Source organism: Streptomyces sp. NPDC032745, from assembly GCF_055579465.1.
The window spans coordinates 1-20,534 of sequence record NZ_JBVING010000012.1 but is presented as its reverse complement, the minus strand read 5'-3'; the positions used below and the strand labels follow the sequence as shown (position 1 = coordinate 20,534).

General features: G+C 70.5%; 14 protein-coding genes, 1 tRNA gene and 1 rRNA gene. 4 read left to right on the top strand and 12 right to left on the bottom strand.

The genetic code is table 11. The features are described from left to right. Positions 1–89 precede the first annotated feature (89 nt). The 3 genes from ACZ5WG_RS27850 to ACZ5WG_RS27840 all read left to right on the top strand — a co-directional run bounded on the left by ACZ5WG_RS27850 (position 90) and on the right by ACZ5WG_RS27840 (position 2,517). Positions 90–773, top strand: coding sequence for a hypothetical protein (locus ACZ5WG_RS27850; protein WP_468726689.1), 684 nt, complete (start codon positions 90–92; stop codon positions 771–773). Between the two features lie 139 nt (positions 774–912). Further along, on the top strand, positions 913–1,710 hold the full coding sequence (locus tag ACZ5WG_RS27845) for an Fpg/Nei family DNA glycosylase (protein ID WP_468726688.1): 798 nt from the start codon (positions 913–915) through the stop codon (positions 1,708–1,710). Between the two features lie 36 nt (positions 1,711–1,746). Beyond that, positions 1,747–2,517 (top strand): SDR family NAD(P)-dependent oxidoreductase, encoded by a 771-nt coding sequence (locus ACZ5WG_RS27840; protein WP_468726687.1) that lies wholly within the window; start codon positions 1,747–1,749, stop codon positions 2,515–2,517. On the opposite strand, the gene ACZ5WG_RS27835 is transcribed toward ACZ5WG_RS27840, so the two are convergent. The 9 genes from ACZ5WG_RS27835 to ACZ5WG_RS27795 form a co-directional block, all read right to left on the bottom strand. Beyond that, positions 2,465–2,716 (bottom strand): hypothetical protein, encoded by a 252-nt coding sequence (locus tag ACZ5WG_RS27835; protein WP_468726903.1) that lies wholly within the window; start codon positions 2,714–2,716, stop codon positions 2,465–2,467. The genes ACZ5WG_RS27840 and ACZ5WG_RS27835 overlap by 53 nt on opposite strands. Before the next feature lie 268 nt (positions 2,717–2,984). After that, positions 2,985–3,365, bottom strand: coding sequence for a helix-turn-helix domain-containing protein (locus tag ACZ5WG_RS27830; RefSeq protein ID WP_030301503.1), 381 nt, complete (start codon positions 3,363–3,365; stop codon positions 2,985–2,987). 109 nt (positions 3,366–3,474) lie between these two features. Then, positions 3,475–3,975 carry a CinA family protein gene (locus ACZ5WG_RS27825; RefSeq protein ID WP_468726901.1) on the bottom strand — a complete coding sequence of 167 codons (501 nt, stop codon included), beginning with the start codon at positions 3,973–3,975 and terminating at the stop codon, positions 3,475–3,477. Between the two features lie 86 nt (positions 3,976–4,061). After that, positions 4,062–4,718, bottom strand: coding sequence for a CDP-diacylglycerol--glycerol-3-phosphate 3-phosphatidyltransferase (gene pgsA, locus ACZ5WG_RS27820; RefSeq protein WP_468726686.1), 657 nt, complete (start codon positions 4,716–4,718; stop codon positions 4,062–4,064). Beyond that, on the bottom strand, positions 4,715–6,211 hold the full coding sequence (gene rimO / locus ACZ5WG_RS27815) for a 30S ribosomal protein S12 methylthiotransferase RimO (protein WP_468726685.1): 1,497 nt from the start codon (positions 6,209–6,211) through the stop codon (positions 4,715–4,717). Before rimO ends, pgsA begins: the two co-directional genes overlap by 4 nt. Before the next feature lie 115 nt (positions 6,212–6,326). Then, positions 6,327–7,223 (bottom strand): helix-turn-helix domain-containing protein, encoded by an 897-nt coding sequence (locus tag ACZ5WG_RS27810; protein ID WP_468726684.1) that lies wholly within the window; start codon positions 7,221–7,223, stop codon positions 6,327–6,329. 217 nt (positions 7,224–7,440) lie between these two features. Next, positions 7,441–10,224, bottom strand: coding sequence for an FtsK/SpoIIIE family DNA translocase (locus ACZ5WG_RS27805; RefSeq protein WP_468726683.1), 2,784 nt, complete (start codon positions 10,222–10,224; stop codon positions 7,441–7,443). Between the two features lie 122 nt (positions 10,225–10,346). Next, positions 10,347–11,024, bottom strand: a complete 678-nt coding sequence (locus ACZ5WG_RS27800) for a response regulator (protein ID WP_468726682.1) — start codon at positions 11,022–11,024, stop codon at positions 10,347–10,349. A 277-nt stretch (positions 11,025–11,301) separates the two neighbouring features. Further along, positions 11,302–16,833 carry a HAMP domain-containing protein gene (locus tag ACZ5WG_RS27795; RefSeq protein ID WP_468726680.1) on the bottom strand — a complete coding sequence of 1,844 codons (5,532 nt, stop codon included), beginning with the start codon at positions 16,831–16,833 and terminating at the stop codon, positions 11,302–11,304. A 192-nt stretch (positions 16,834–17,025) separates the two neighbouring features. Between ACZ5WG_RS27795 and ACZ5WG_RS27790 the strand changes: the two genes are divergently transcribed. Then, positions 17,026–19,587, top strand: a complete 2,562-nt coding sequence (locus ACZ5WG_RS27790; RefSeq protein ID WP_468726900.1) for a SpoIIE family protein phosphatase — start codon at positions 17,026–17,028, stop codon at positions 19,585–19,587. Here the strand turns inward: ACZ5WG_RS27790 and ACZ5WG_RS27785 are convergent. The 3 genes from ACZ5WG_RS27785 to rrf form a co-directional block, all read right to left on the bottom strand. After that, the gene (locus ACZ5WG_RS27785; protein WP_468726678.1) at positions 19,584–20,186 is read right to left on the bottom strand and encodes an HdeD family acid-resistance protein; all 603 of its coding nucleotides are present in this window, start codon (positions 20,184–20,186) and stop codon (positions 19,584–19,586) included. The genes ACZ5WG_RS27790 and ACZ5WG_RS27785 overlap by 4 nt on opposite strands. Before the next feature lie 174 nt (positions 20,187–20,360). Then, a tRNA-Thr gene (locus tag ACZ5WG_RS27780) sits at positions 20,361–20,436 on the bottom strand. Positions 20,437–20,441: 5 nt separating this feature from the next. After that, positions 20,442–20,534: ribosomal RNA gene (gene rrf / locus ACZ5WG_RS27775) — 5S ribosomal RNA — on the bottom strand; the annotation flags it as partial.

The window sequence follows — 20,534 nt, the reverse complement described above, 5'->3', positions numbered from 1 at the left end:
CCGCCCGCTTTTCTGGACTATCAAGATCCCCGCAGGCATCGAACGTGACGATGCCACGTCAAAGATGAACACTCATGGGGGACCAGAAAATGAGCACCACCGGTATGCGACGAGCAGCAACGGGCGTCATCGGTCTGGCGGTTGCCGGAACCCTGACCCTGACCGGCTGTAAGAACGGCAACGAGGAGGCCGCCCCCGCGCAGTCGAGCGCGCCGGCCGCCCAGCCGAGCCAGGGCGGGCAGGAATCCGCGCAGCCCAGCGCCGGCGCCAGCACCGGCGCCTCGACCGGCGGCGGCAGCGCCCCGGCCGGCGGCACTGCGAAGGCCGGCCAGACGTTCAAGTTCGGCGAGGCCGCGCAGTTCCCGTTCAAGAGCGGAAGCACCACGGGGGAGATCGCCCTCACCGTGACCGCGGTCGAGCAGGGTCAGGCCTCCGACCTTGACGCCCTCAAGCTCGGTGACAAGGTCAAGGGGATGGTGCCCTACTTCGTCCGTTACACCGTCAAGAACGTCGGCTCCACGGACCTGTCCTTCACCTCGGTGGGCCACATCAAGGGCACGCTCAGCGACGGCAGCGAGGCGCAGGAGGTGTCGGTCATCGGCAACTACGAGAAGTGCCCGCACGAGTCGCTGCCGAAGGGCTTCACCAACGGCAAGACGCAGACCGGCTGCGCGATCGCGCTGGCCCCGTCCGCGCAGACGAAGGTCGCCGGCGCCATGTACTGGGGCGACCCGTTCGGCCTGGCCCAGGGCAAGGCCCTCTACTGGAAGTAGTGGCGCACCGGAAGCAGTGGCGGTTCCCTCCGCACCTTCCCCTTCCCGACCGGGCCCCTGCCGCGCCACAGCGCGGCGGGGGCTCCGGCCGTCCCGGCCCCCTGCGCACCCCCGGCCCCCGCGGGGCGACAATGGCGCCATGCCCGAAGGAGACAGCGTCTGGCGCGCGGCGGCCCGGTTGCACACGGCCCTGGCCGGCCATGAGCTGACCCGTTGCGACCTGCGCGTCCCCCGCTTCGCCACCGCCGACCTCACCGGCCGCACCACCCTGGACGTCACCCCGCGCGGCAAACACCTCCTCGCCCGCTTCGAGGGCGGCCTCACCCTCCACACCCACCTGGGCATGGACGGCGCCTGGCGCGTCTTCGCCGCGCACGAGAAGTGGCACGGCGGCCCCGCCCACGAGATCCGCGCCGTCCTCGCCACCGCCGGACACACGGCCGTCGGCTACCGCCTCCCCGTCGTCGAACTGCTCCGCACCGCCGACGAGGACCGCGCCGTCGGCCACCTCGGCCCCGACCTCCTCGGCCCGGACTGGGACGCCGACCAGGCCGCCGCCCGCCTCCTCGCCACCCCCGGGCGCCCCCTCGGCGAGGCCCTGCTCGACCAGCGCAACCTCGCCGGCATCGGCAACATCTACAAGAGCGAGCTCTGCTTCCTGGCCCGGGTGACCCCCTGGACCCCGGTCGGCGACCTCCCCGACCCCGCGACCACCGCCGTCCGCCTCGCCGGCGCCGCCCACCGCCTGCTGCGCGCCAACATCGGCGACCGCCGGATCCGCAACACCACCGGCAGCCGCCGCCCCGGCCGGGAACTCTTCGTCTACGGCCGCACGCACCGCCCCTGCCTGCGCTGCGGCACCCCCGTCCGCGAGGCCCCGCAGGACGACCGTCCGACCTACTGGTGCCCCCGCTGCCAACCCGGCCCGACCGCATAGTTGACGCTCCGTCAGATCTGGTCGTACGGTCCCGGCATGCCCACACCCAGAGCCCCGTACGACCTCACCGGCCGGACCGCCCTGATCACCGGCGCCGCGAGCGGCATAGGCCGCGCCACCGCCGTCCTCCTTGCCGAGGCGGGCGCCGCCGTGCACTGCGCGGACCGCGACGGGCCCGGCCTCGCCGAGACGGCGGACCTCGTCGCCAAGGCCGGCGGATCCGCCACCGTCCACCCCCTCGACGTCACCGACCGCGCAGCCCTGCGCGCCGCCGTCGCAGCCTCCGGACCGCTCGACATCACTGCCGCCATCGCCGGGATCATGCACACCAGCAGCGTCCTGGAGACGTCCGACGAGGACCTCGACCGGGTCCTGGACATCAACTTCAAGGGAGTCCTGCGCACCTGCCAGGAGGCGGCCCGTGCCATGATCGCGGCCGGCCGCCCCGGCTCGATCGTCACCATGGCTTCCGGCGCCGTGGACGCCGCCCAGCCCGGCCTGCTCTGCTACAGCGCCGCCAAGGCCGCCGTCATCCAGCTCACCAAGACCCTGGCCACCGAGGCCGGCCCCCACGGCATCCGGGTCAACGCCGTCGCCCCGGGCTGGATCCGCACCCCGATGACCGGCCGGCACAGCCCCGAGGTCCAGGAGCAGACCGAGGCCGCGATGGTCCGGATGTCCCCCCTGCGCCGCGTCGGGGAACCCGCGGACATCGCCCAGGCCGTGCTCTACCTCGCCTCGGACGCCTCGTCCTTCATGACGGGCCAGATCCTCCGCCCGAACGGGGGAGTGTCGATGCCCTGGTAGCCGCCCGGTCGGCCGCCGCCCCATCGGACTCCGCGGCGCCGTCCGCCGCCCTCCGGGCCCTGCGTACGGGCCGCGGCGTGCAGTGCACCGGCAGCAGGCCCAGCCCCCAGCCGCCCACGGCCACCGCGCCTTCCACCGGCCCCGACTCGCCCGGTGCCAGCGCCAGCCGCAGCACCGCCCACCACCACAGCACACCCATCGCCAGCGCGAGGGGTATGAGTAACCGCCGCACGGCTACCTCCCAGCGGCCGGGGAACCGGACGGGACCATCGTCCCGCAACCCCTCCGCCCCCGCACCCAGAACAGCACGGCACGCAGCGGGCCGGACCCGGCACCGGACCCCGGACTGGAGTCCGCCACGAGCCCCGTACGAGCGGGCGCGGCAAAGGCACGGAGCCCCAGCCGGTGCATCACGCACCGACCGGGGCTCCGGCCACGCTCATTTCTTCACAGCTCGCGCATCGAGCTCACGCGGCTACGACATTCACCGCTTCCGCAGGCGCCTTGATGGTCACCCGCTCCGGGCCACCCGCGACCGAAGTCACGGAGACCGAATTGAGCATCGGGCGGACCGGCACCGTCACCGGTTCGCTTGCCGCGGCCGACTGCGCCAGCTCAGCCAGCGACAGCTCGTCGCTGACCTCGCGCATCAGCTCGGACATCCGTACGTCCAACGCGTCGCAGATCGCGGAGAGCAGCTCGGAGGATGCCTCCTTCTGCCCCCGCTCCACCTCGGAAAGATAGCCGAGAGAAACTCGGGCGGACGAGGAGACTTCGCGCAGAGTACGGCCCTGGCGCTGGCGCTGCCGACGCAGCACGTCACCCAGCAGGCGACGGAGCAGAATCATCGGTGGCTCCCTCCTCTGACCGTGTAGCCGCATCCTTCACGCCCCACCGTACCGCCTCGCGCCGCGGCCGTGCGGGGAGCTATGTCGTGTTCACTCAGGGCTGCAAACATCAAATCCCCCCGTTCTGTTCCGTATCCTGCCCCCGCACATTCTCGCGGAGTTCGCTCGAGAGCAGTTCGAGCACTGTCCGTGCACTCTCCCTACGGATTTCCGTACGGGAGCCGTTCAACCTCAGCGGGACGGTTTTCCTGCCCGCCGGCCCTGCCACGGCGATGAAAACGGTGCCCACCGGCTGCCCGTCCTGCGGGTCCGGACCGGCCACCCCGGTGGTCGCGATCCCCCACGAAGCCCCCAGCACGCGCCGTACCCCGGCCGCCATCTCAGCCGCGACCTGCGCGTTCACCGCACCTTCGGCGGCCAGCAGCCCGGCGTCCACCCCCAGGAGCCGGTGCTTCAGCTCCGTCGCGTAGGCGGTGACCGAACCCCGGAAGGACCGGGAGGCTCCGGCGACGGCCGTGAGCTCCGCGGCGACCATCCCGCCCGTCAGCGACTCGGCGACGGCAAGGGTCTGGTCACTCTCCGCAAGGAGACGCAGCACCTCCGCAGCGATCGCGGCGGTGTCCCCGGTCCCGGCCGCCGCCCCCGCGACGTCCGCAGCCGCCCCACCGGCCACCGGAGATTCCCCCACCGGTTGTGTCACCTCGCGGCCTGCTCCGCAGCCAGACCCTTGCGCCGCAGCACCACGGCCTGGCGGATGTAATCCAAACCGGTGACCACGGTCAGCACGACGGCGACCGCCATCACCCAGAAGCGCATGGTCGCCAGCGCCCCGGTCAGCGCGAGCACGTACATGCCCACCGCCGTCCCCTGGGCCAGGGTCTTGAGCTTGCCGCCCCGGCTGGCGGGAATCACTCCGTACCTGATGACCCAGAAACGCATGAGCGTGATCCCGAGTTCCCGCCCGAGGATCAGCCCGGTCACCCACCAGGGCAGGTCACCCAGCCAGGAGAGACAGATCAAAGCCGACCCCATGATCGCCTTGTCGGCGATGGGGTCGGCGATCTTCCCGAAGTCCGTGACCAGGTTGTACGTACGGGCCAGGTGCCCGTCGAAGATGTCCGTGATCATGGCGACGGCGAACGCGGCCCAGGCCCACGCGCGCCACACCGGGTCGTACCCGCCGTCGGCGAGGAGGAGCAACACGAATCCCGGCACCAGGACGAGCCGGATCATCGTCAGGATGTTGGCGATGTTCCACAGGCTGGCCTGATCGACCGCCGCAGCCCCCAGCTTCGCGCCGGGCGCGGGCCGGCGGCCGGTCCCGCCCGCCGCAGATGCCGGGACTCCGGTCATCCGGCCGCCTCCTCGAGATGCAGGGGCTCGGCCACCAGGTCCACGCCCAGCGTGCCGACCACCTTGGCCGTCACGATACGGCCGGGCACCAGGCCCGTGCTGTCCGTGAAGACGACCTGGCCGTCGGTCTCGGGGGCCTGGTGCGCGGCACGCCCGTAGGCGCCGTCACCCTCGTCGTCGACCGCCTCGACGGACTCGACGAGTACCTCCAGGGTCTCTCCGATCCGCTCCTCCGCGCGCTGCGAGGTGAGCTCCTCGGCGAGCCGCTGCATGTGGGCGAGCCGCTCGGCGATCGTGTCCTCGTCCAGCTTGCCCTCGTACGTGACGGCCTCGGTGCCGTCCTCGTCGGAGTAGCCGAAGACGCCGATCGCGTCGAGCCGCGCGTGGGTGAGGAACCGCTCCAGCTCGGCGAAGTCCGACTCCTTCTCGCCGGGGAAGCCGACGATGAAGTTGGACCGGACACCGGCCTGCGGGGCCTTGCTGCGGATGGTGTCCAGCAGCTCCAGGAAGCGGTCGGTGTCACCGAAGCGGCGCATGGAGCGCAGCACGTCGGGGGCCGAGTGCTGGAACGACAGGTCGAAGTACGGCACGACCTTGGGGGTCGAGGTGAGTACGTCGATCAGGCCGGGCCGCATCTCGGCGGGCTGGAGGTAGCTGACGCGGACGCGCTCGATCCCGTCCACCTCGGCCAGCTCGGGCAGCAGGGTCTCCAGCAGCCGGATGTCGCCGAGGTCCTTGCCGTACGAGGTGTTGTTCTCGGAGACCAGCATGATCTCCTTGACGCCCTGCTCGGCCAGCCAGCGGGTCTCGCCCAGCACGTCGCCGGGGCGGCGGGAGATGAAGGAGCCGCGGAAGGACGGGATGGCGCAGAAGGAGCAGCGCCGGTCACAGCCGGAGGCCAGCTTGACCGAGGCGACGGGGCTCTTGTCCAGGCGGCGGCGCAGCGGCGCGCGCGGCCCGGAGGCGGGCGCGAGCCCGTCGGGCAGGTCTGCGGGGGCCTCGGCCGGCTCCTCGGCGGGCGCAGACTGGGCGTGGCCGGGGAGGGCCACCTCGGTGTCCTGGCGCGCCGCGGGGCTGATCGGCAGCAGCTTGCGCCGGTCACGCGGGGTGTGGGAGGCGTGGATGCCGCCGTTGAGGATGGTCTGCAGGCGGTCGGAGATGTCGGCGTAGTCGTCGAAGCCGAGCACACCGTCGGCCTCGGGGAGCGCCTCGGCGAGCTCCTTGCCGTAGCGCTCGGCCATGCAGCCGACGGCGACGACGGCCTGGGTCTTGCCGTGATCCTTGAGATCGTTGGCTTCCAGCAGGGCGTCTACGGAGTCCTTTTTGGCGGCTTCGACGAAGCCGCAGGTGTTGACGACGGCTACGTCCGCATCGGCGGCGTCCTCGACGAGCTCCCAGCCATCCGCCGCCAAGCGGCCTGCGAGCTCCTCCGAGTCCACCTCGTTACGGGCGCAGCCAAGAGTGACAAGGGCGACGGTACGGCGTTCGGGCATGGACTCAAGACTACTTTGTCCAAACGCCGCCCCCCGCCCCAAGTCCCGGTAAACCAAGATCCCCGGAGTGCGGCGCAGCACCCCGGGGACCCGGAATCAAGGATTCAGCGCCATATCAGCCCGCCTGTGCGGCTCCCTGGCGGGGGTCGTCCTTGGTGTATGTGAGGCGTTCCACCTGACCCGGCTGGAAATCGTCCTTGATCTCCTTGCCGTTCACGAAGAGCTTCACGACCCCGGCGTCGCCGAGGACGAGGTCGATGGATTCCTTGTCCGTGAAGGTCTTGGACTCGCCCGGGGCCAGCGTCCCGTCGAACAGCAGCCGGCCGCTGTGGTCCTTCGCGGAGATCCAGCTCTCGCCCTCGTTGGCCGTCAGGACGACCGTGACGAGGTCCTTGGGCGCGGCGGCGATGGCACTGTCCGAGGGCTCCGGCTGGGGCGCCTTCGGGGTCTGCGGGGGCTGGGCGGCCGGCTTGCCGGCCGACTGCTTGGGTGCGGCCTGCGGGGAGGCGGAACCTTCCGCCACCGGCCGCTTGTCCTTCGCGTCGTCGCCGCCGAAGGCGGTGAAGCCCACGAAGCCGATCACGGCGACGATGGCGGCGACCATGGCCGCGGTCCAGTTGGGCCGCTGCCGCTCGGGACGGATCCGCTCGGCATCGAACATCGGCGCGGCGGGCGTGGGCGCCGGCCGGCCGCCATGGGCGTCGTCGTACGCCTCGACCAGGGGTTCCGGATCGAGGTGGACGGCGCGGGCGAGCGTACGGATGTGACCGCGGGCGTAGACGTCGCCGCCGCACCGCGTGAAATCGTCAGCTTCGATCGCGTGCACGATCGGGATGCGCACGCGAGTGGTGGAACTGACCTCGTCGACAGTGAGCCCGGCGGCGATCCGGGCCTTCTTCAGGGCCGTCCCGATGGACGGTCCTTCGACTGTGGGTTCGATGATGCGGTCCTCGGACCGGTCGTCGGTCGAAGGCCGCTCATCTTCGGGGGAGTTGGAGTTGCCGATGGACACGAGGGCGCCTTTCGAGCGTGTAGCCACCTGCTGGATGTCCAGTCTAGGGGGGTGACGAAAGGGTGGAGCAACCGGAGGGTGGACTTCCTACGCCATCCGAATGGCAATCCGAACAGTGCAGGAAGTCCGGGTGCTGCGGCGGACCGGCACCAGGTGCGGTGCCGCCACCTCCCTCAACTTGACGCGGCCCCAAGGGAAACGGTTGCCCGCCCGCGAATTACGGTTGGGTCTCTCCCCGGATGACCGCGAGGACCCCGTCCAGCTCGTCCGCCTTGACCAGCACGTCGCGCGCCTTCGACCCCTCGCTCGGGCCGACGATCCCCCGCGACTCCATCAGGTCCATGAGCCGGCCGGCCTTCGCGAAGCCCACCCGGAGCTTGCGCTGGAGCATCGAGGTCGACCCGAACTGGGTGGAGACCACCAGCTCGGCCGCCTGGCACAGCAGGTCCAGGTCGTCGCCGATCTCCTCGTCGATCTCCTTCTTCTGCTTCTGCCCGACGGTGACGTCGTCCCGGAAGACGGGCGCCATCTGGTCCTTGCAGTGCTGCACGATCGCGGCGATCTCGTCCTCGGTGACGAAGGCGCCCTGGAGGCGGACCGGCTTGTTCGCGCCCATCGGCAGGAACAGCCCGTCGCCCTTGCCGATCAGCTTCTCGGCGCCCGGCTGGTCGAGGATGACCCGGCTGTCGGCGAGCGAGGAGGTGGCGAACGCGAGGCGCGAGGGCACGTTCGCCTTGATCAGGCCGGTTACCACGTCCACCGAGGGCCGCTGGGTGGCGAGCACCAGGTGGATGCCGGCCGCGCGGGCCAGCTGGGTGATCCGGACGATCGAGTCCTCGACGTCGCGCGGGGCGACCATCATCAGGTCGGCGAGCTCGTCGACGATCACCAGCAGGTACGGGTACGGGCTGAGTTCCCGCTCGCTGCCCGGCGGCAGCTTGATCTTGCCGTCCCGGATGGCCTGGTTGAAGTCGTCGATGTGCCGGTAGCCGAAGGCGGCCAGGTCGTCGTAGCGCAGGTCCATCTCGCGGACGACCCACTGGAGCGCCTCGGCGGCCCGCTTGGGGTTGGTGATGATCGGCGTGATCAGGTGCGGGATGCCCTCGTACGCCGTCAGCTCCACCCGTTTGGGGTCCACGAGCACCATCCGGACGTCCTCCGGGGTGGCCCGCACCATTACCGAGGTGATCAGGCAGTTGATGCAGGAGGACTTTCCGGAGCCGGTGGCGCCGGCGACGAGCACGTGCGGCATCTTCGCGAGGTTGGCCATGACGTAGCCGCCCTCGACGTCCTTGCCGAGCGCCACCAGCATCGGGTGGTCGTCCTCGGCCGCGTCCGCCAGGCGGAGCACGTCCCCCAGGTTGACCATCTCGCGGTCGGTGTTCGGGATCTCGATGCCGACCGCCGACTTGCCCGGGATCGGGCTGATGATCCGGACGTCCGGCGAGGCCACGGCGTACGCGATGTTCTTGGTCAGCGCGGTGATGCGCTCGACCTTGACCGCCGCGCCCAGGGTGACCTCGTACCGGGTGACCGTCGGCCCCCGGGTGAAGCCGGTGACGTCCGCGTCGACCTTGAACTCGGTGAACACGTTGCGCAGCGAGGCGACGACCGCGTCGTTGGCGGCGCTGCGGGTCTTGCCGGGCCCGCCCTTCTCCATCAGGTCGAGCGAGGGCAGTGCGTACGTGATGTCCCCCCGCAGCTGGAGCTGCTCGGCGCGGGGCGGCAGCGGCTGGTGCGGCGGAGGGGCTTTGGTGAGGTCCGGCACGGACAAGGTCCCGGAAGCCGCGGCGGTGGTGGCGTGCGGCGGCTCGGCCGGCTCCGGGGCGGCGGCCTTGGGCCGCTCCTCACGGGCGGGCGGCACCGGAGCGGTGATCTCCACGCCCGCGCGGTCGGCGGCGATGCCGTGCGTCAGGTCGGCCACCAGCGGGGAGGGCGGCATTCCGCCGTAGACCACCCCGTCCAGCGCGGCGGCGGCCGCCGCGGCCACGTCGACGGCGTCCATCTCCCGGTCGCGGGCCGGCCGGACCGGGGTCCGCCGCGGGCGCCGCCGCCGGGCGAGCGCCTGCTCCTCGGCGGTGTCGGCGGAATCGGCAGGACCGGCGAGGTCGGCAGGGTCACCGGAGTCGGCGGCGCCGGAGCGGGCCCGCCACTGCTCGGGGTCGTGCCGGCCGGCGGCGCCGTCCTCCCCGAAGCCCTCGTCGTACTCGTTCGGGGCGATGATCCCGAGCCGGATGCCGAGCCTCCGCAGCCGCTGCGGGATCGCGTTCACCGGGGTCGCCGTGACCACGAGCAGCCCGAAGATCGTGAGCAGCACCAGCATCGGCACGGCCAGCGGCGCGCCCATGGTGAAGATCAGCGGCTTCGAGGCGCCCCAGCCGATCAGCCCGCCCGCGTTCTGCATGGCGGTGGTGCCCTCGTCCCGGCCCGGCGCCCCGCAGGCGATGTGCACGAGGCCGAGCACACCGATGACGAGCGCGGAGAGGCCGACGCCGATCCGGCCGTTGGCGTCGGGCTGTTCGGGATGGCGGATGAAACGTACCGCCATGACGCCGAGCAGGATCGGCACGAGCAGATCCAGTCGCCCGAAAGCGCCGGTGACCAGCATGGTGACCAGATCCCCGACGGGACCGCTCAGGTTCGACCAGGTACCGGCGGCGACGATCAGCGCGAGGGCGAGCAGCAGCAGCGCGACGCCGTCCTTGCGGTGGGCGGGGTCGAGGTTCTTGGCCCCCTGGCCGATCCCGCGGAACACCGCGCCGACGGCGTGTGCACAGCCCAGCCACACGGCGCGCACCAGCCGCACCACGCCCCCGGTCGGTGACGGCGCGGGCTTGGGCGCCACCTTCTTGACGGGAGCGCGCCGGGGCGCCGCGGCTTTCTTCGCGGCAGGCTTGCGGGCGGGGGCCGCCTTCTTCGCCGGCGCCGTCGTCCGGCCGGTGCGGCCCTTCGCGGTGCCCGCAGCGCTCTGGGAACCCTTGCCGGACGTACGTGAGGCCATGGGGCCGAGGTTACCGGTGCGCGCGCCGGTGGACACGCGTGCCCACCCCTTCACCCGTTCGTGTCGCGTGCCGTGTCGGTGCTTTGACGCACCGCCAGACCTGGCACCGGCCCGCGAAGCGGTCAGCTCTGGGCGGGCAGCACCGGCGTTCCCCCGCCGGTCCCGGGCTCGAGCGCATCGAGCGCCCGCCGCAGACCGGTGAGCTTGCGTTCCAGATGGGCCGCGGTCGCCACGACCGCCGCATCGGCCGATTCCTCGCCGAGCTGCTTGGTCAGCGCCTCGGCCTGCTCCTCGACCGCCGCGAGCCGCGCGGAGAGCTCGGCCAGCAGGCTGGCCGTCTCCTTGCTGTCACCGCCCGAGCCGCCACCCTCCAGCTGGAGCCGCAGCAGCGCCGCCTGCTCCCTGAGCTGGCAGTTCTTCGTGTACAGCTCCACGAACACCGAGACCTTGGCCCGCAGCACCCACGGGTCGAAGGGCTTGGAGATGTAGTCCACCGCGCCGGCGGCGTAGCCGCGGAACGTGTGGTGCGGACCGTGGTTGATCGCGGTGAGGAAGATGATCGGGATGTCCCGGGTCCGTTCCCGCCGCTTGATGTGCGCGGCCGTCTCGAATCCATCCATCCCGGGCATCTGCACATCCAGCAGGATGACCGCGAAATCGTCCGTCAGCAGCGCCTTGAGCGCTTCCTCCCCCGACGACGCCCGGACCAGTGTCTGATCGAGCGCGGAGAGGATGGCCTCCAGCGCCAGCAGATTCTCCGGCCGGTCGTCGACCAGGAGGATCTTGGCCTTCTGCACCATGCCCTGTCCTCCTCGCCCCGGCATGGGGCCTCCCCGGCTCCTGGCACCGGCCTGTACGCCGGGCCCCGCCCCAGAAGAGGACGGCATCCTTACGCCGTCCGTCCTTGTGCCGGTCATCGTAGCCCCAGTCCCGAGATCGCCACACCCTGTCACCAAGATGTCACTGTGCACGAAGCAGAAACGGTGTGGGAGAGCAGAAGGTTCCCCGTCTCCCGCCCTTCCACACCGTTTTCGCCACAGTCAGTCAGCAATTGGTATCAGAGCGCTCTGCAGTCGATCACTTGCCGCGCATCCACTGCTCCATCACCGACAGCAGATAGTCCGGGTCGACCGGCTTGGTGACATAGTCGGAAGCGCCCGAATCGATCGCCTTCTCCCGGTCCCCCTTCATCGCCTTCGCCGTCAGCGCGATGATCGGCAGCCCGGCGAACTGCGGCATCCGCCGGATCGCCGAGGTCGTCGCGTACCCGTCCATCTCGGGCATCATGATGTCCATCAGCACGACGGTCACATCGTCGTGCTGCTCCAGGACTTCGATGCCCTCCCGGCCGTTCTCCGCGTACAGCACCGCCAGCCCGTGCTGCTCCAGGACACTAGTGAGCGCGAAGACGTTCCGGACGTCGTCGTCCACGATGAGCACCTTCTCACCGTGGAAGTCATACGTCCGGGGCACCACCGGAAGCTCCTCTTCCGGATTGACCCAACCCTCCTCGGGCCCCTGCGCGTTCGGCTGCCCCGGCACCGCCGTACGCGGCTCCAGGTCGCTCAGCGCCTTGCGCCGCCGCCGGAACAGCGCGGCTCCGCCCTGTCCCTGACCGGCCGCCTCGGCGGCCGACACCCCGGGCCGTACGTGCTGCGGCTGCACCTGCGCTGCGGTGACGGGTGCCGCCGAGGCCGCCGGCAGCGCGGGCCGCGCCCCGTCGACCTGCCTGCGGTACACCTCACCGCGCCCGCCGCCGGGCGTGGGCGGCGCGTACCCCTGCGGCGGCAGCTCGCTCGGGTGCAGCGGCAGGTACAGCGTGAACGTCGACCCGCGGCCGGGCTCGCTCGCCGCGTGGATCTCCCCGCCCAGCAGCCGGGCGATCTCCCGGCTGATCGACAGCCCCAGGCCCGTACCGCCGTACTTCCTGCTGGTGGTTCCGTCGGCCTGCTTGAACGCCTCGAAGATCACCAGCATCTTGCTCGCCGCGATTCCGATCCCGGTGTCCGTCACCGAGAAGGCGATCAGGTCCCCGTCCGCCTCCCGCAGCGAACCGGCTTCCAGCAACTGCTCCCGGATCGCCGTCGGCACGTCCGACCCGGCGGGCCGGATCACCAGCTCCACCGCCCCGGTGTCGGTGAACTTCACCGCGTTCGACAGCAGGTTGCGCAGCACCTGGAGGAGGCGCTGCTCGTCCGTGTGCAGGGTCGCGGGCAGCTCCGGGGAAACCCGTACCGAGAAGTCCAGGCCCTTCTCCGCGGTCAGCGGCCGGAACGTGGCCTCCACGTAGTCCACGAGCTGGACCAGCGCGATCCGGGTCGGCGAGACGTCCATCTTCCCGGCCTCGACCTTCGACAGGTCGAGGATGTCGTTGATCAGCTGCAACAGATCCGAGCCCGCACCGTGGATGGTCTCCGCGAACTCCACCTGCTTCGGCGACAGGTTCTCGTCCGCGTTGTCGGCGAGCAGCTTGGCCAGGATCAGCAGCGAGTTGAGCGGCGTACGCAGCTCGTGCGACATGTTCGCCAGGAACTCGGACTTGTAGCGCATCGAGACCGCGAGCTGCTCGGCACGCTCCTCGAGGACCTGCCGGGCCTCCTCGATCTCGGTGTTCTTCACCTCGATGTCCCGGTTCTGCTGGGCCAACAGCTCGGCCTTCTCCTCCAGTTCGGCGTTGGCCGCCTGGAGTGCCTTCTGCCGGTTCTCCAGCTCGTCGGAACGCTCGCGCAGCTGCTCGGTCATCTCCTGCGACTGCTTGAGGAGCATCTCCGTCTTGGAGTTGACGCTGATCGTGTTGACGCTCGTACCGATCATCTCGGCGATCTGGCTCAGGAAGTCCTTCTGGATCTGCGTGAACGGCTGGAAGGACGCCAGCTCGATGACGCCGAGCACCTTCCCCTCGAACAGCACCGGCAGCACGATCACGTGCGCCGGCGGCGCCTCCCCGAGACCCGAGGAGATCTTCAGGTAGCCGGGCGGGGTGTTCTCGACGAGGATCGTCCGCTTCTCCTCGGCGACGGTGCCGATCAGCCCCTCCCCCGGCCGGAAGGACGTGGGCATCTGACCGCCCGCGTACGCGTAACTCCCGCGCATCCGCAGCTCGTACGCGCCGTCGGGACCGCCCTCCGTCCCGATCTCGGTGGTGCCGCCCGACGGAAGCGCCAGGAAGAACGCCCCGTGCTGCGCAGAGACCACCGGGGTCAGCTCGCTCATGATCAGCGAAGCCACGTCGTCCAGCTCGCGGCGGCCCTGCATCAGGGCGGAGATCCGGGCGAGGTTGCCCTTCAGCCAGTCCTGCTCCTTGTTGGCCAGGGTGGTGTCGCGCAGGTTCGCGATCATCGTGTTGATGTTGTCCTGGAGGACCTGGATCTCGCCCGCCGCGTCCACGTCGATCTTCAGGTTGAGGTCGCCGCGGGTCACCGCGGTGGCCACGGCCGCGATCGCACGCACCTGCCGGGTCAGGTTCCCGGCCATCTCGTTCACGGACTCCGTGAGGTCGCGCCAGGTGCCGTCCACGTCCCGCACCCGCGCCTGGCCACCCAGGATCCCCTCGGTGCCCACCTCGCGGGCCACCCGGGTCACCTGGTCGGCGAACGAGGACAGCTGGTCGACCATCGTGTTGATCGTGGTCTTCAGCTCCAGGATCTCGCCGCGCGCGTCGATGTCGATCTTCTTGGTCATGTCGCCCTTGGCGATGGCGGTGGTGACCATGGCGATCTGCCGCACCTGACCGGTGAGGTTCGAGGCCATGAAGTTCACCGAATCGGTGAGGTCCTTCCACGTACCGGAGACCCCCGGCACGTGCGCCTGACCGCCGAGCCGGCCCTCCGTACCCACCTCGCGGGCCACCCGCGTCACCTCGTCGGCGAACGAGGACAGGGTCTTCACCATCGTGTTGACCGTGTCGGCGAGCTGCGCGACCTCACCACGCGCCTCGACCGTGACCTTCTTCGTCAGATCACCGTTGGCGACCGCCGCCGAGACCTGCGAGATGTTGCGCACCTGCGAGGTCAGGTTGTTGGCCATCAGGTTGACGTTGTCGGTCAGGTCCTTCCAGATGCCCGTCACCCCGCGCACCCGGGCCTGGCCGCCGAGGATGCCCTCGGAACCCACCTCGCGGGCCACCCGCGTCACCTGCTCCGCGAACGAGGACAGCTGGTCCACCATCGTGTTGACGGTCGTGACCAGCTCGAGGATCTCGCCCTTGGCGTCCACGGTGATCTTCTTGGAGAGATCGCCCATGGCGACCGCCGTCGTCACCTCGGCGATGTTGCGCACCTGAGAGGTCAGGTTGTTCGCCATGAAGTTGACGGACTGCGTGAGGTCCTTCCAGGTGCCGGAGACCCCCTTCACCTCCGCCTGGCCGCCCAGGATGCCCTCGGTGCCCACCTCGCGGGCCACCCGGGTCACCTGCTCCGCGAAGTTCGAGAGCTGGTCCACCATCGTGTTGAGGGTGTTCTTCAGCTCCAGGATCTCGCCGCGCGCATCCACGTCGATCTTCTGCGACAGGTCACCACGGGCCACCGCCGTCGCGACCTGTGCGATGTTGCGCACCTGCGAGGTCAGGTTCCCGGCCATGCCGTTCACGGAGTCTGTCAGGTCGCGCCAGACACCGGCCACGCCGGGCACCTGCGCCTGACCGCCGAGCCTGCCCTCCGTACCCACGTCCCTGGCCACCCGGGTCACCTGCTCGGCGAAGGCGGAGAGCTGGTCGACCATCGTGTTGATGGTGTTCTTCAGCTCCAGGATCTCGCCGCGCGCGTCCACGTCGATCTTCTGCGACAGGTCGCCGCGGGCCACCGCCGTCGTCACCTGGGCGATCTGGCGCACCTGCGAGGTCAGGTTGCCGGCCATGAAATTGACGGAGTCGGTGAGTTCCTTCCACGTCCCGGACACCCCCTCGACCCGGGCCTGACCGCCCAGGCGGCCCTCCGTGCCCACGTCCCGCGCCATCCGCGTGACCTGGTCGGCGAAGCTCGACAGCTGGTCCACCATCGTGTTCACGGTGTTCTTCAGCTGGAGCATCTCGCCCGAGACGTCCACGGTGACCTTCTGCGACAGGTCGCCGTTGGCCACCGCCGTCGTCACCTGCGCGATGTTGCGCACCTGGCCGGTGAGGTTGCGGAAGGCGGTGTTCACCGAATCGGTGAGGTCCTTCCACGTACCCGCCGCACCCGGCACCTGCGCCTGACCGCCCAGCTCACCCTCGACGCCGACCTCACGGGCCACACGCGTCACTTCCGCACCGAAGGACTGGAGCTGGTCCACCATCGTGTTGACGGTGTTCTTCAGCTCCAGCATCTCGCCGGCCACGTCGACCGTGACCTTCTGCGACAGGTCGCCGTTGGCCACCGCCGTCGTCACCGTTGCGATGTCCCGCACCTGCGTGGTGAGGTTGCGGAAGACCGTGTTCACCGAGTCGGTGAGGTCCTTCCACGTACCCGCGGCCCCCGGCACCTGCGCCTGGCCGCCGAGCGTTCCCTTCGCCCCGACCTCGCTGGCCACACGCGTGACCTCGTCCGCGAAGGTCCGCAGCGTCTCCGTCATCTGGTTGATCGTTTCGGCCAGCTGCGCCACCTCGCCGCGAGCGCTGACCCGTACCTTCTGCGACAGGTCACCATTGGCGACGGCCGTCGTGACCTGAGCGATCCCGCGGACCTGGGCCGTCAGGTTGCCCGCCATCGTGTTGACGGAGTCGGTCAGGTCCTTCCACACGCCCGCGACCCCGGGCACCTTCGCCTGGCCGCCGAGCTCACCCTCCGTACCCACCTCACGGGCGACCCTCGTCACCTCCGAGGAGAACGACGACAGCTGGTCCACCATCGTGTTCACGGTGTTCTTCAGCTGGAGCATCTCGCCGGCCACGTGCACCGTGACCTTGCGCGACAGATCGCCCTTCGCGACCGCCGTCGTGACGAGAGCGATATCACGCACCTGAGCGGTGAGCCGGTACGCCATCGTGTTGACGGAGTCGGTCAGATCCTTCCAAGAACCCGACATTCCGCGCACTTGGGCCTGCCCGCCGAGCTTGCCCTCGGTACCCACCTCCAGCGCCACGCGCGTCACCTCGTCGGTGAACGCGGACAGCTGGTCGACCAGATTGTTGACCGTACGCCCGACCTTGAGGAACTCGCCGCGCAGCGGATGCCCGGCCCCGTCCGCCGTCTGCGTCCGCAGGTCCATCCGCTGGTCCAGATCACCCTCGGCGACCGCCGACAGCACCCGGCCCACCTCGGACACCGGCCGGGCAAGATCGTCCACCAGCTGGTTCGAGGCATCGATCGCGGCCGCCCAGGAGCCCTCGCAGGCGCCTGTTTCCAGCCGTTCGCTCAGCTTCCCCTCGCGGCCCACCATCCGCCGCACCCGGGAGAGCTCTCCCGTCAGATGGAGATTGCGGTCGGCGACCTCGTTGTAGACGGCGGCGATCTCCGCCATCACGCCCTCGCCGGACACCGTCAGCCGCTTGCGGAAATTCCCGTCCCGCATCGACACCAGGGCCGTGAGCAGCCGGTTCAGGGCGGCGGTATCGACTTCCGTCGTGCCGTTCCGGCGGGACCTCCCGCCTTTCGGGCGCGTTCCCGTTCGCCGCACCGCTGCGCCAGACTCCACCGTGTCCCTCCCGAAAGGGTCGACCGCTGTTCCACCGACACCCGGCGAGTCGCACGCCCGGCTATCCGATCCTGCCCAGTGTTTCACCCTGGCCGAACCCGGCCATAACACTTCGGCACCATCGCACACCGGCCGCACCCTGCGGGGGGAATCCCGGACGACGGCACCAAGCCGACCGCGAAGGTAAGTAACCTGGCATCCGATGTCCAACCGCGTCGAAGGAGATTCGTGATCACGGCTCGGGCGGCTGCCAGCTTCGACCCCCTCGGGCGCTCGGTCGCCGCGGCCCGAGCGTTCGTCCGCGACACCCTCCAGGGCTGGGGCTTCGCGGACATCGTCGACGACGCCGTGGTCCTCACCAGCGAGCTCGTCACCAACGCCGTGGTCCACGCCGGCACCAAGGCCGAGGTCCTGTGCCTGCGCTCCGGGGACGGGGTACGGGTCGAGATCGCCGACCGGTATCCCGAACGCGAGCTGCCGCTCCAGCACCCCGGCGAGCGCCCGTACGCCGACCCCGACCGCGAGAGCGGCCGCGGGCTGATGCTCTGCGCCGCCCTCGCCACCCGCTGGGGCGTCGAGTACACCGCCACGCACAAGCACGTGTGGTTCCGGCTCGACCTGCCAGACCGGCCGGTCGGTACCCGCTCCGCCGGACCCGTCGTCCCGGACCGCCTCCTCCCGCTCGCCGACAGCCGGGTCCGCGTCGCCGTCCTCCAGATCGACGCCTCCGACTCCATCTCCGCCTGGAACGAGGACGCCGAGCACGTCTTCGGCTACTCCGCCGAGAAAGTCGTGGGCCGCCAGCTCGCCGAACTGGCCGCCTGGCCCCAAACCCCCGGAACCGGCACCGGCATCGCCGAGGCCCTGCGCCTGTCCCGCTGGGAGGGCAGCTACGGCATCCGCGGCGCCGACGGCCGCGTGATCCCCGTGTACGCCTCCCACCTGCGGGTCCGCGATGCCCACGGTGAGCCCTCCATCGTCTGCCTACTGGTCCACGACGACGAGCGGGCCCTGCTCCAGACCCCCGTACGGGTGGCACCCGCCGACAGCCTCCAGCTCACCGAGCCCCGCCCCACGGACCCCTTTGAGGTCTTCATCGGCTCTCCCGCCCCCGACGACCTCGACGGACTCCTCCAGCGCACCGTCGAACGCGCCCGCGACATGCTCGACGCCGACTCCGCCTTCCTGCTGCTGGCCACCGACGACGAGACGGAGCTCGAGGTGCGCGCCACGACCGGGCTCCCCTCCACCCGCCAGCGCTTCGCCCGCGTCCCCGTCGAGGCCGGCACCAACCGGTACGGCTCAGCCCGCATGCCCGCCGTCCACGACGACCTCGCCGCCGTCCCCGGAGCCGTCCCGCTGCTGGAGGCCACCGGCATGCGGTCGGTGATCACCGTCCCGCTCAAGGTCGAGGGCCGGCTCACCGGTTCGCTCGGCGTCGCCACCGAGAACCCCGGCCGCTACTCGAACGCCGAGGCACTGCGCCTCCAGTTCGCCGCCGACCGCATCGCCCTGGCCGTCGAATCCGCCCGCCTCGGCGAGCTGGAACGCCTGCGCCGCGGCTCCCTGTCCTTCCTCGTCGAGGCCTCCGACCTGCTCGCCGGCACCCTCGACCGGGACCAGACCCTGGCCCTAGTGGCCCAGATGACCGTCCCGACCCTGGCCACCTGGTGCGCCGTCTACACCATCGCCGACCAGTCCTCCGATCCGTACCTCTCGTACGTGCTGCACGAGGACGAGGAACGCATCGACGGCCTCAAGGCCCTGCTCTCCCGTGTCAGCCCGCCCGAACCGGTCCGCGAGGCCGGCGCCCGCCCCTGGCCCACGACGACCTCGGCGGTCGGCGGGGAGACCGTCGTCCTCCCCCTCCTGGCCCGCAACCGAGTGATCGGCATGCTCACCCTCGGGAAGCCGTCCGAGGAGCACTTCCGCCAGGAGATCCTCGAACTCGCCGAGGACCTCTCACGCCGCGCCGCGCTCGCCCTCGACAACGCCCGCCTCTACTCCGAGCGCACCGCCATCAGCCGATCCCTGCAGCGCAGTCTGCTCCCGCCCGGCTCCCCCGCCATCCCCGGCATGGAGGTCGAGGTCATCTACCGCGCGGCCGGCGAGGGCAACGAGGTGGGGGGCGACTTCTACGACGTCTTCCCGATCCGCGACGGAGCGTACGGCTTCGCCATCGGGGACGTCTGCGGTACGGGTCCCGAGGCGGCCGCCGTCACCGGCCTCGCACGCCACGCCCTGCGCCTCCTGGCCCGCGAGGGCCTCGGCGGCCCGGCGGTACTGGAACGGCTGAACGCGGCGATCCTCGACGAGGGCGCCCGCAGCCGCTTCCTCACCCTCCTGTACGGCGAGCTCCACCCCCAGCCGGACGGCGGCGCCCTGATGAAGGTCGTCTGCGCAGGCCACCCGCTGCCGCTCCGGCTGCGCCCGGACGGCCAAGTCACCCCGGCCGCGGACCCGCAGCCCCTGCTCGGCGTGATCGACGACCTCGACCTCTACGAGCAGACCCTCACCCTGGATCCGGGCGACGTCCTCCTCTGCGTCACGGACGGCGTGACGGAACGCCGCGAGGGCACCCGCATGCTGGGCGACGACGGCCTCGCGGAGGTCCTCACGACGTGCACCGGCCTGACCGCCGGCGCCGTCGCCTCCCGTGTCCTGCGTGCGGTGGAACGCTTCGCGGCCGAACCCGCCTCGGACGACATGGCCATCCTGGCCTTCCGCGTCCCCCACCAGCGCGAGGGCGACTAGCCGGGCCTCGTGTGGCGGGTGGAGGAGCGCAGTGCGAAGGCCATCACCACTTCGAACACACCCAGCAGGACGAGCCAGAGTCCCAGCAGCCGTGTCAGCGCGACCGCGGAATCCACCGGGAAGCAGAGCACGACGATTCCGGCGATGGTGCCGAGAACTCCCAGGCCGAAGAGCAGACCCCGGTGCAGGAGCGCACGATCTGCGATCGCCGTGTATGCCGTGAGCACTCCGGTCAGCAACCAGAACACCCCGATGATCAGGGACAGCGCGCCGATCGTCTGCATCGGATGCCGCAGTACCAGGACGCCCGCCAGGAACGCCAGCATGGCGACCAGGACGCCCGCGAGTCTGCCGCCGCCGTCGCTGCTTTGCGAGAAGGCCGTGACGAAACGGAAGACACCCGCCACGAGGAGCTGCAGACCGATGATGACGGCCAGGATGTGCAGCGTCTCGTCGGGCCAGACGAGTACCAGGATGCCGGGAATCAGGGTCGCGAGGGCGAAGCCGAGTGCCCAGTGCCAGGTGCTTCCGACCTGCTTGAGGACGTCCTCGGGGTCGCTCTGCGTGTGCTGCGGTGCCGCGTCAGAGGGTACGGTCATCACGCCTCCCAGGCCTTCCGGGCGCCCCTCAGGGGCACCTCGAAGCTGCCGGTCGTGCCTTGTCCACCCTTGCCGCCCATGTTAGAGAGTGGTGGTGCAGCCCGCCCGTCCAGCGGTCGAGCCAACTCCCGGAAACGCAAAAAGGCCCCCGCCATGAGGCGGGGGCCTTTTCTTTGGAGCCCTTTAACGGAATCGAACCGTTGACCTTCTCCTTACCATGGAGACGCTCTACCGACTGAGCTAAAAGGGCGGGTTGTTCGGCGGCGTCCTACTCTCCCACAGGGTCCCCCCTGCAGTACCATCGGCGCTGAAAGGCTTAGCTTCCGGGTTCGGAATGTAACCGGGCGT

Coding starts and splice junctions, on each gene's coding strand:
- ACZ5WG_RS27850 (WP_468726689.1), top strand. CDS start 90: ATGAGCACCACCGGTATGCGACGAGCAGCAACGGGCGTCATCGGTCTG.
- ACZ5WG_RS27845 (WP_468726688.1), top strand. CDS start 913: ATGCCCGAAGGAGACAGCGTCTGGCGCGCGGCGGCCCGGTTGCACACG.
- ACZ5WG_RS27840 (WP_468726687.1), top strand. CDS start 1,747: ATGCCCACACCCAGAGCCCCGTACGACCTCACCGGCCGGACCGCCCTG.
- ACZ5WG_RS27835 (WP_468726903.1), bottom strand. CDS start 2,716: ATGGGTGTGCTGTGGTGGTGGGCGGTGCTGCGGCTGGCGCTGGCACCG.
- ACZ5WG_RS27830 (WP_030301503.1), bottom strand. CDS start 3,365: ATGATTCTGCTCCGTCGCCTGCTGGGTGACGTGCTGCGTCGGCAGCGC.
- pgsA (WP_468726686.1), bottom strand. CDS start 4,718: ATGACCGGAGTCCCGGCATCTGCGGCGGGCGGGACCGGCCGCCGGCCC.
- rimO (WP_468726685.1), bottom strand. CDS start 6,211: ATGCCCGAACGCCGTACCGTCGCCCTTGTCACTCTTGGCTGCGCCCGT.
- ACZ5WG_RS27805 (WP_468726683.1), bottom strand. CDS start 10,224: ATGGCCTCACGTACGTCCGGCAAGGGTTCCCAGAGCGCTGCGGGCACC.
- ACZ5WG_RS27800 (WP_468726682.1), bottom strand. CDS start 11,024: ATGGTGCAGAAGGCCAAGATCCTCCTGGTCGACGACCGGCCGGAGAAT.
- ACZ5WG_RS27785 (WP_468726678.1), bottom strand. CDS start 20,186: ATGACCGTACCCTCTGACGCGGCACCGCAGCACACGCAGAGCGACCCC.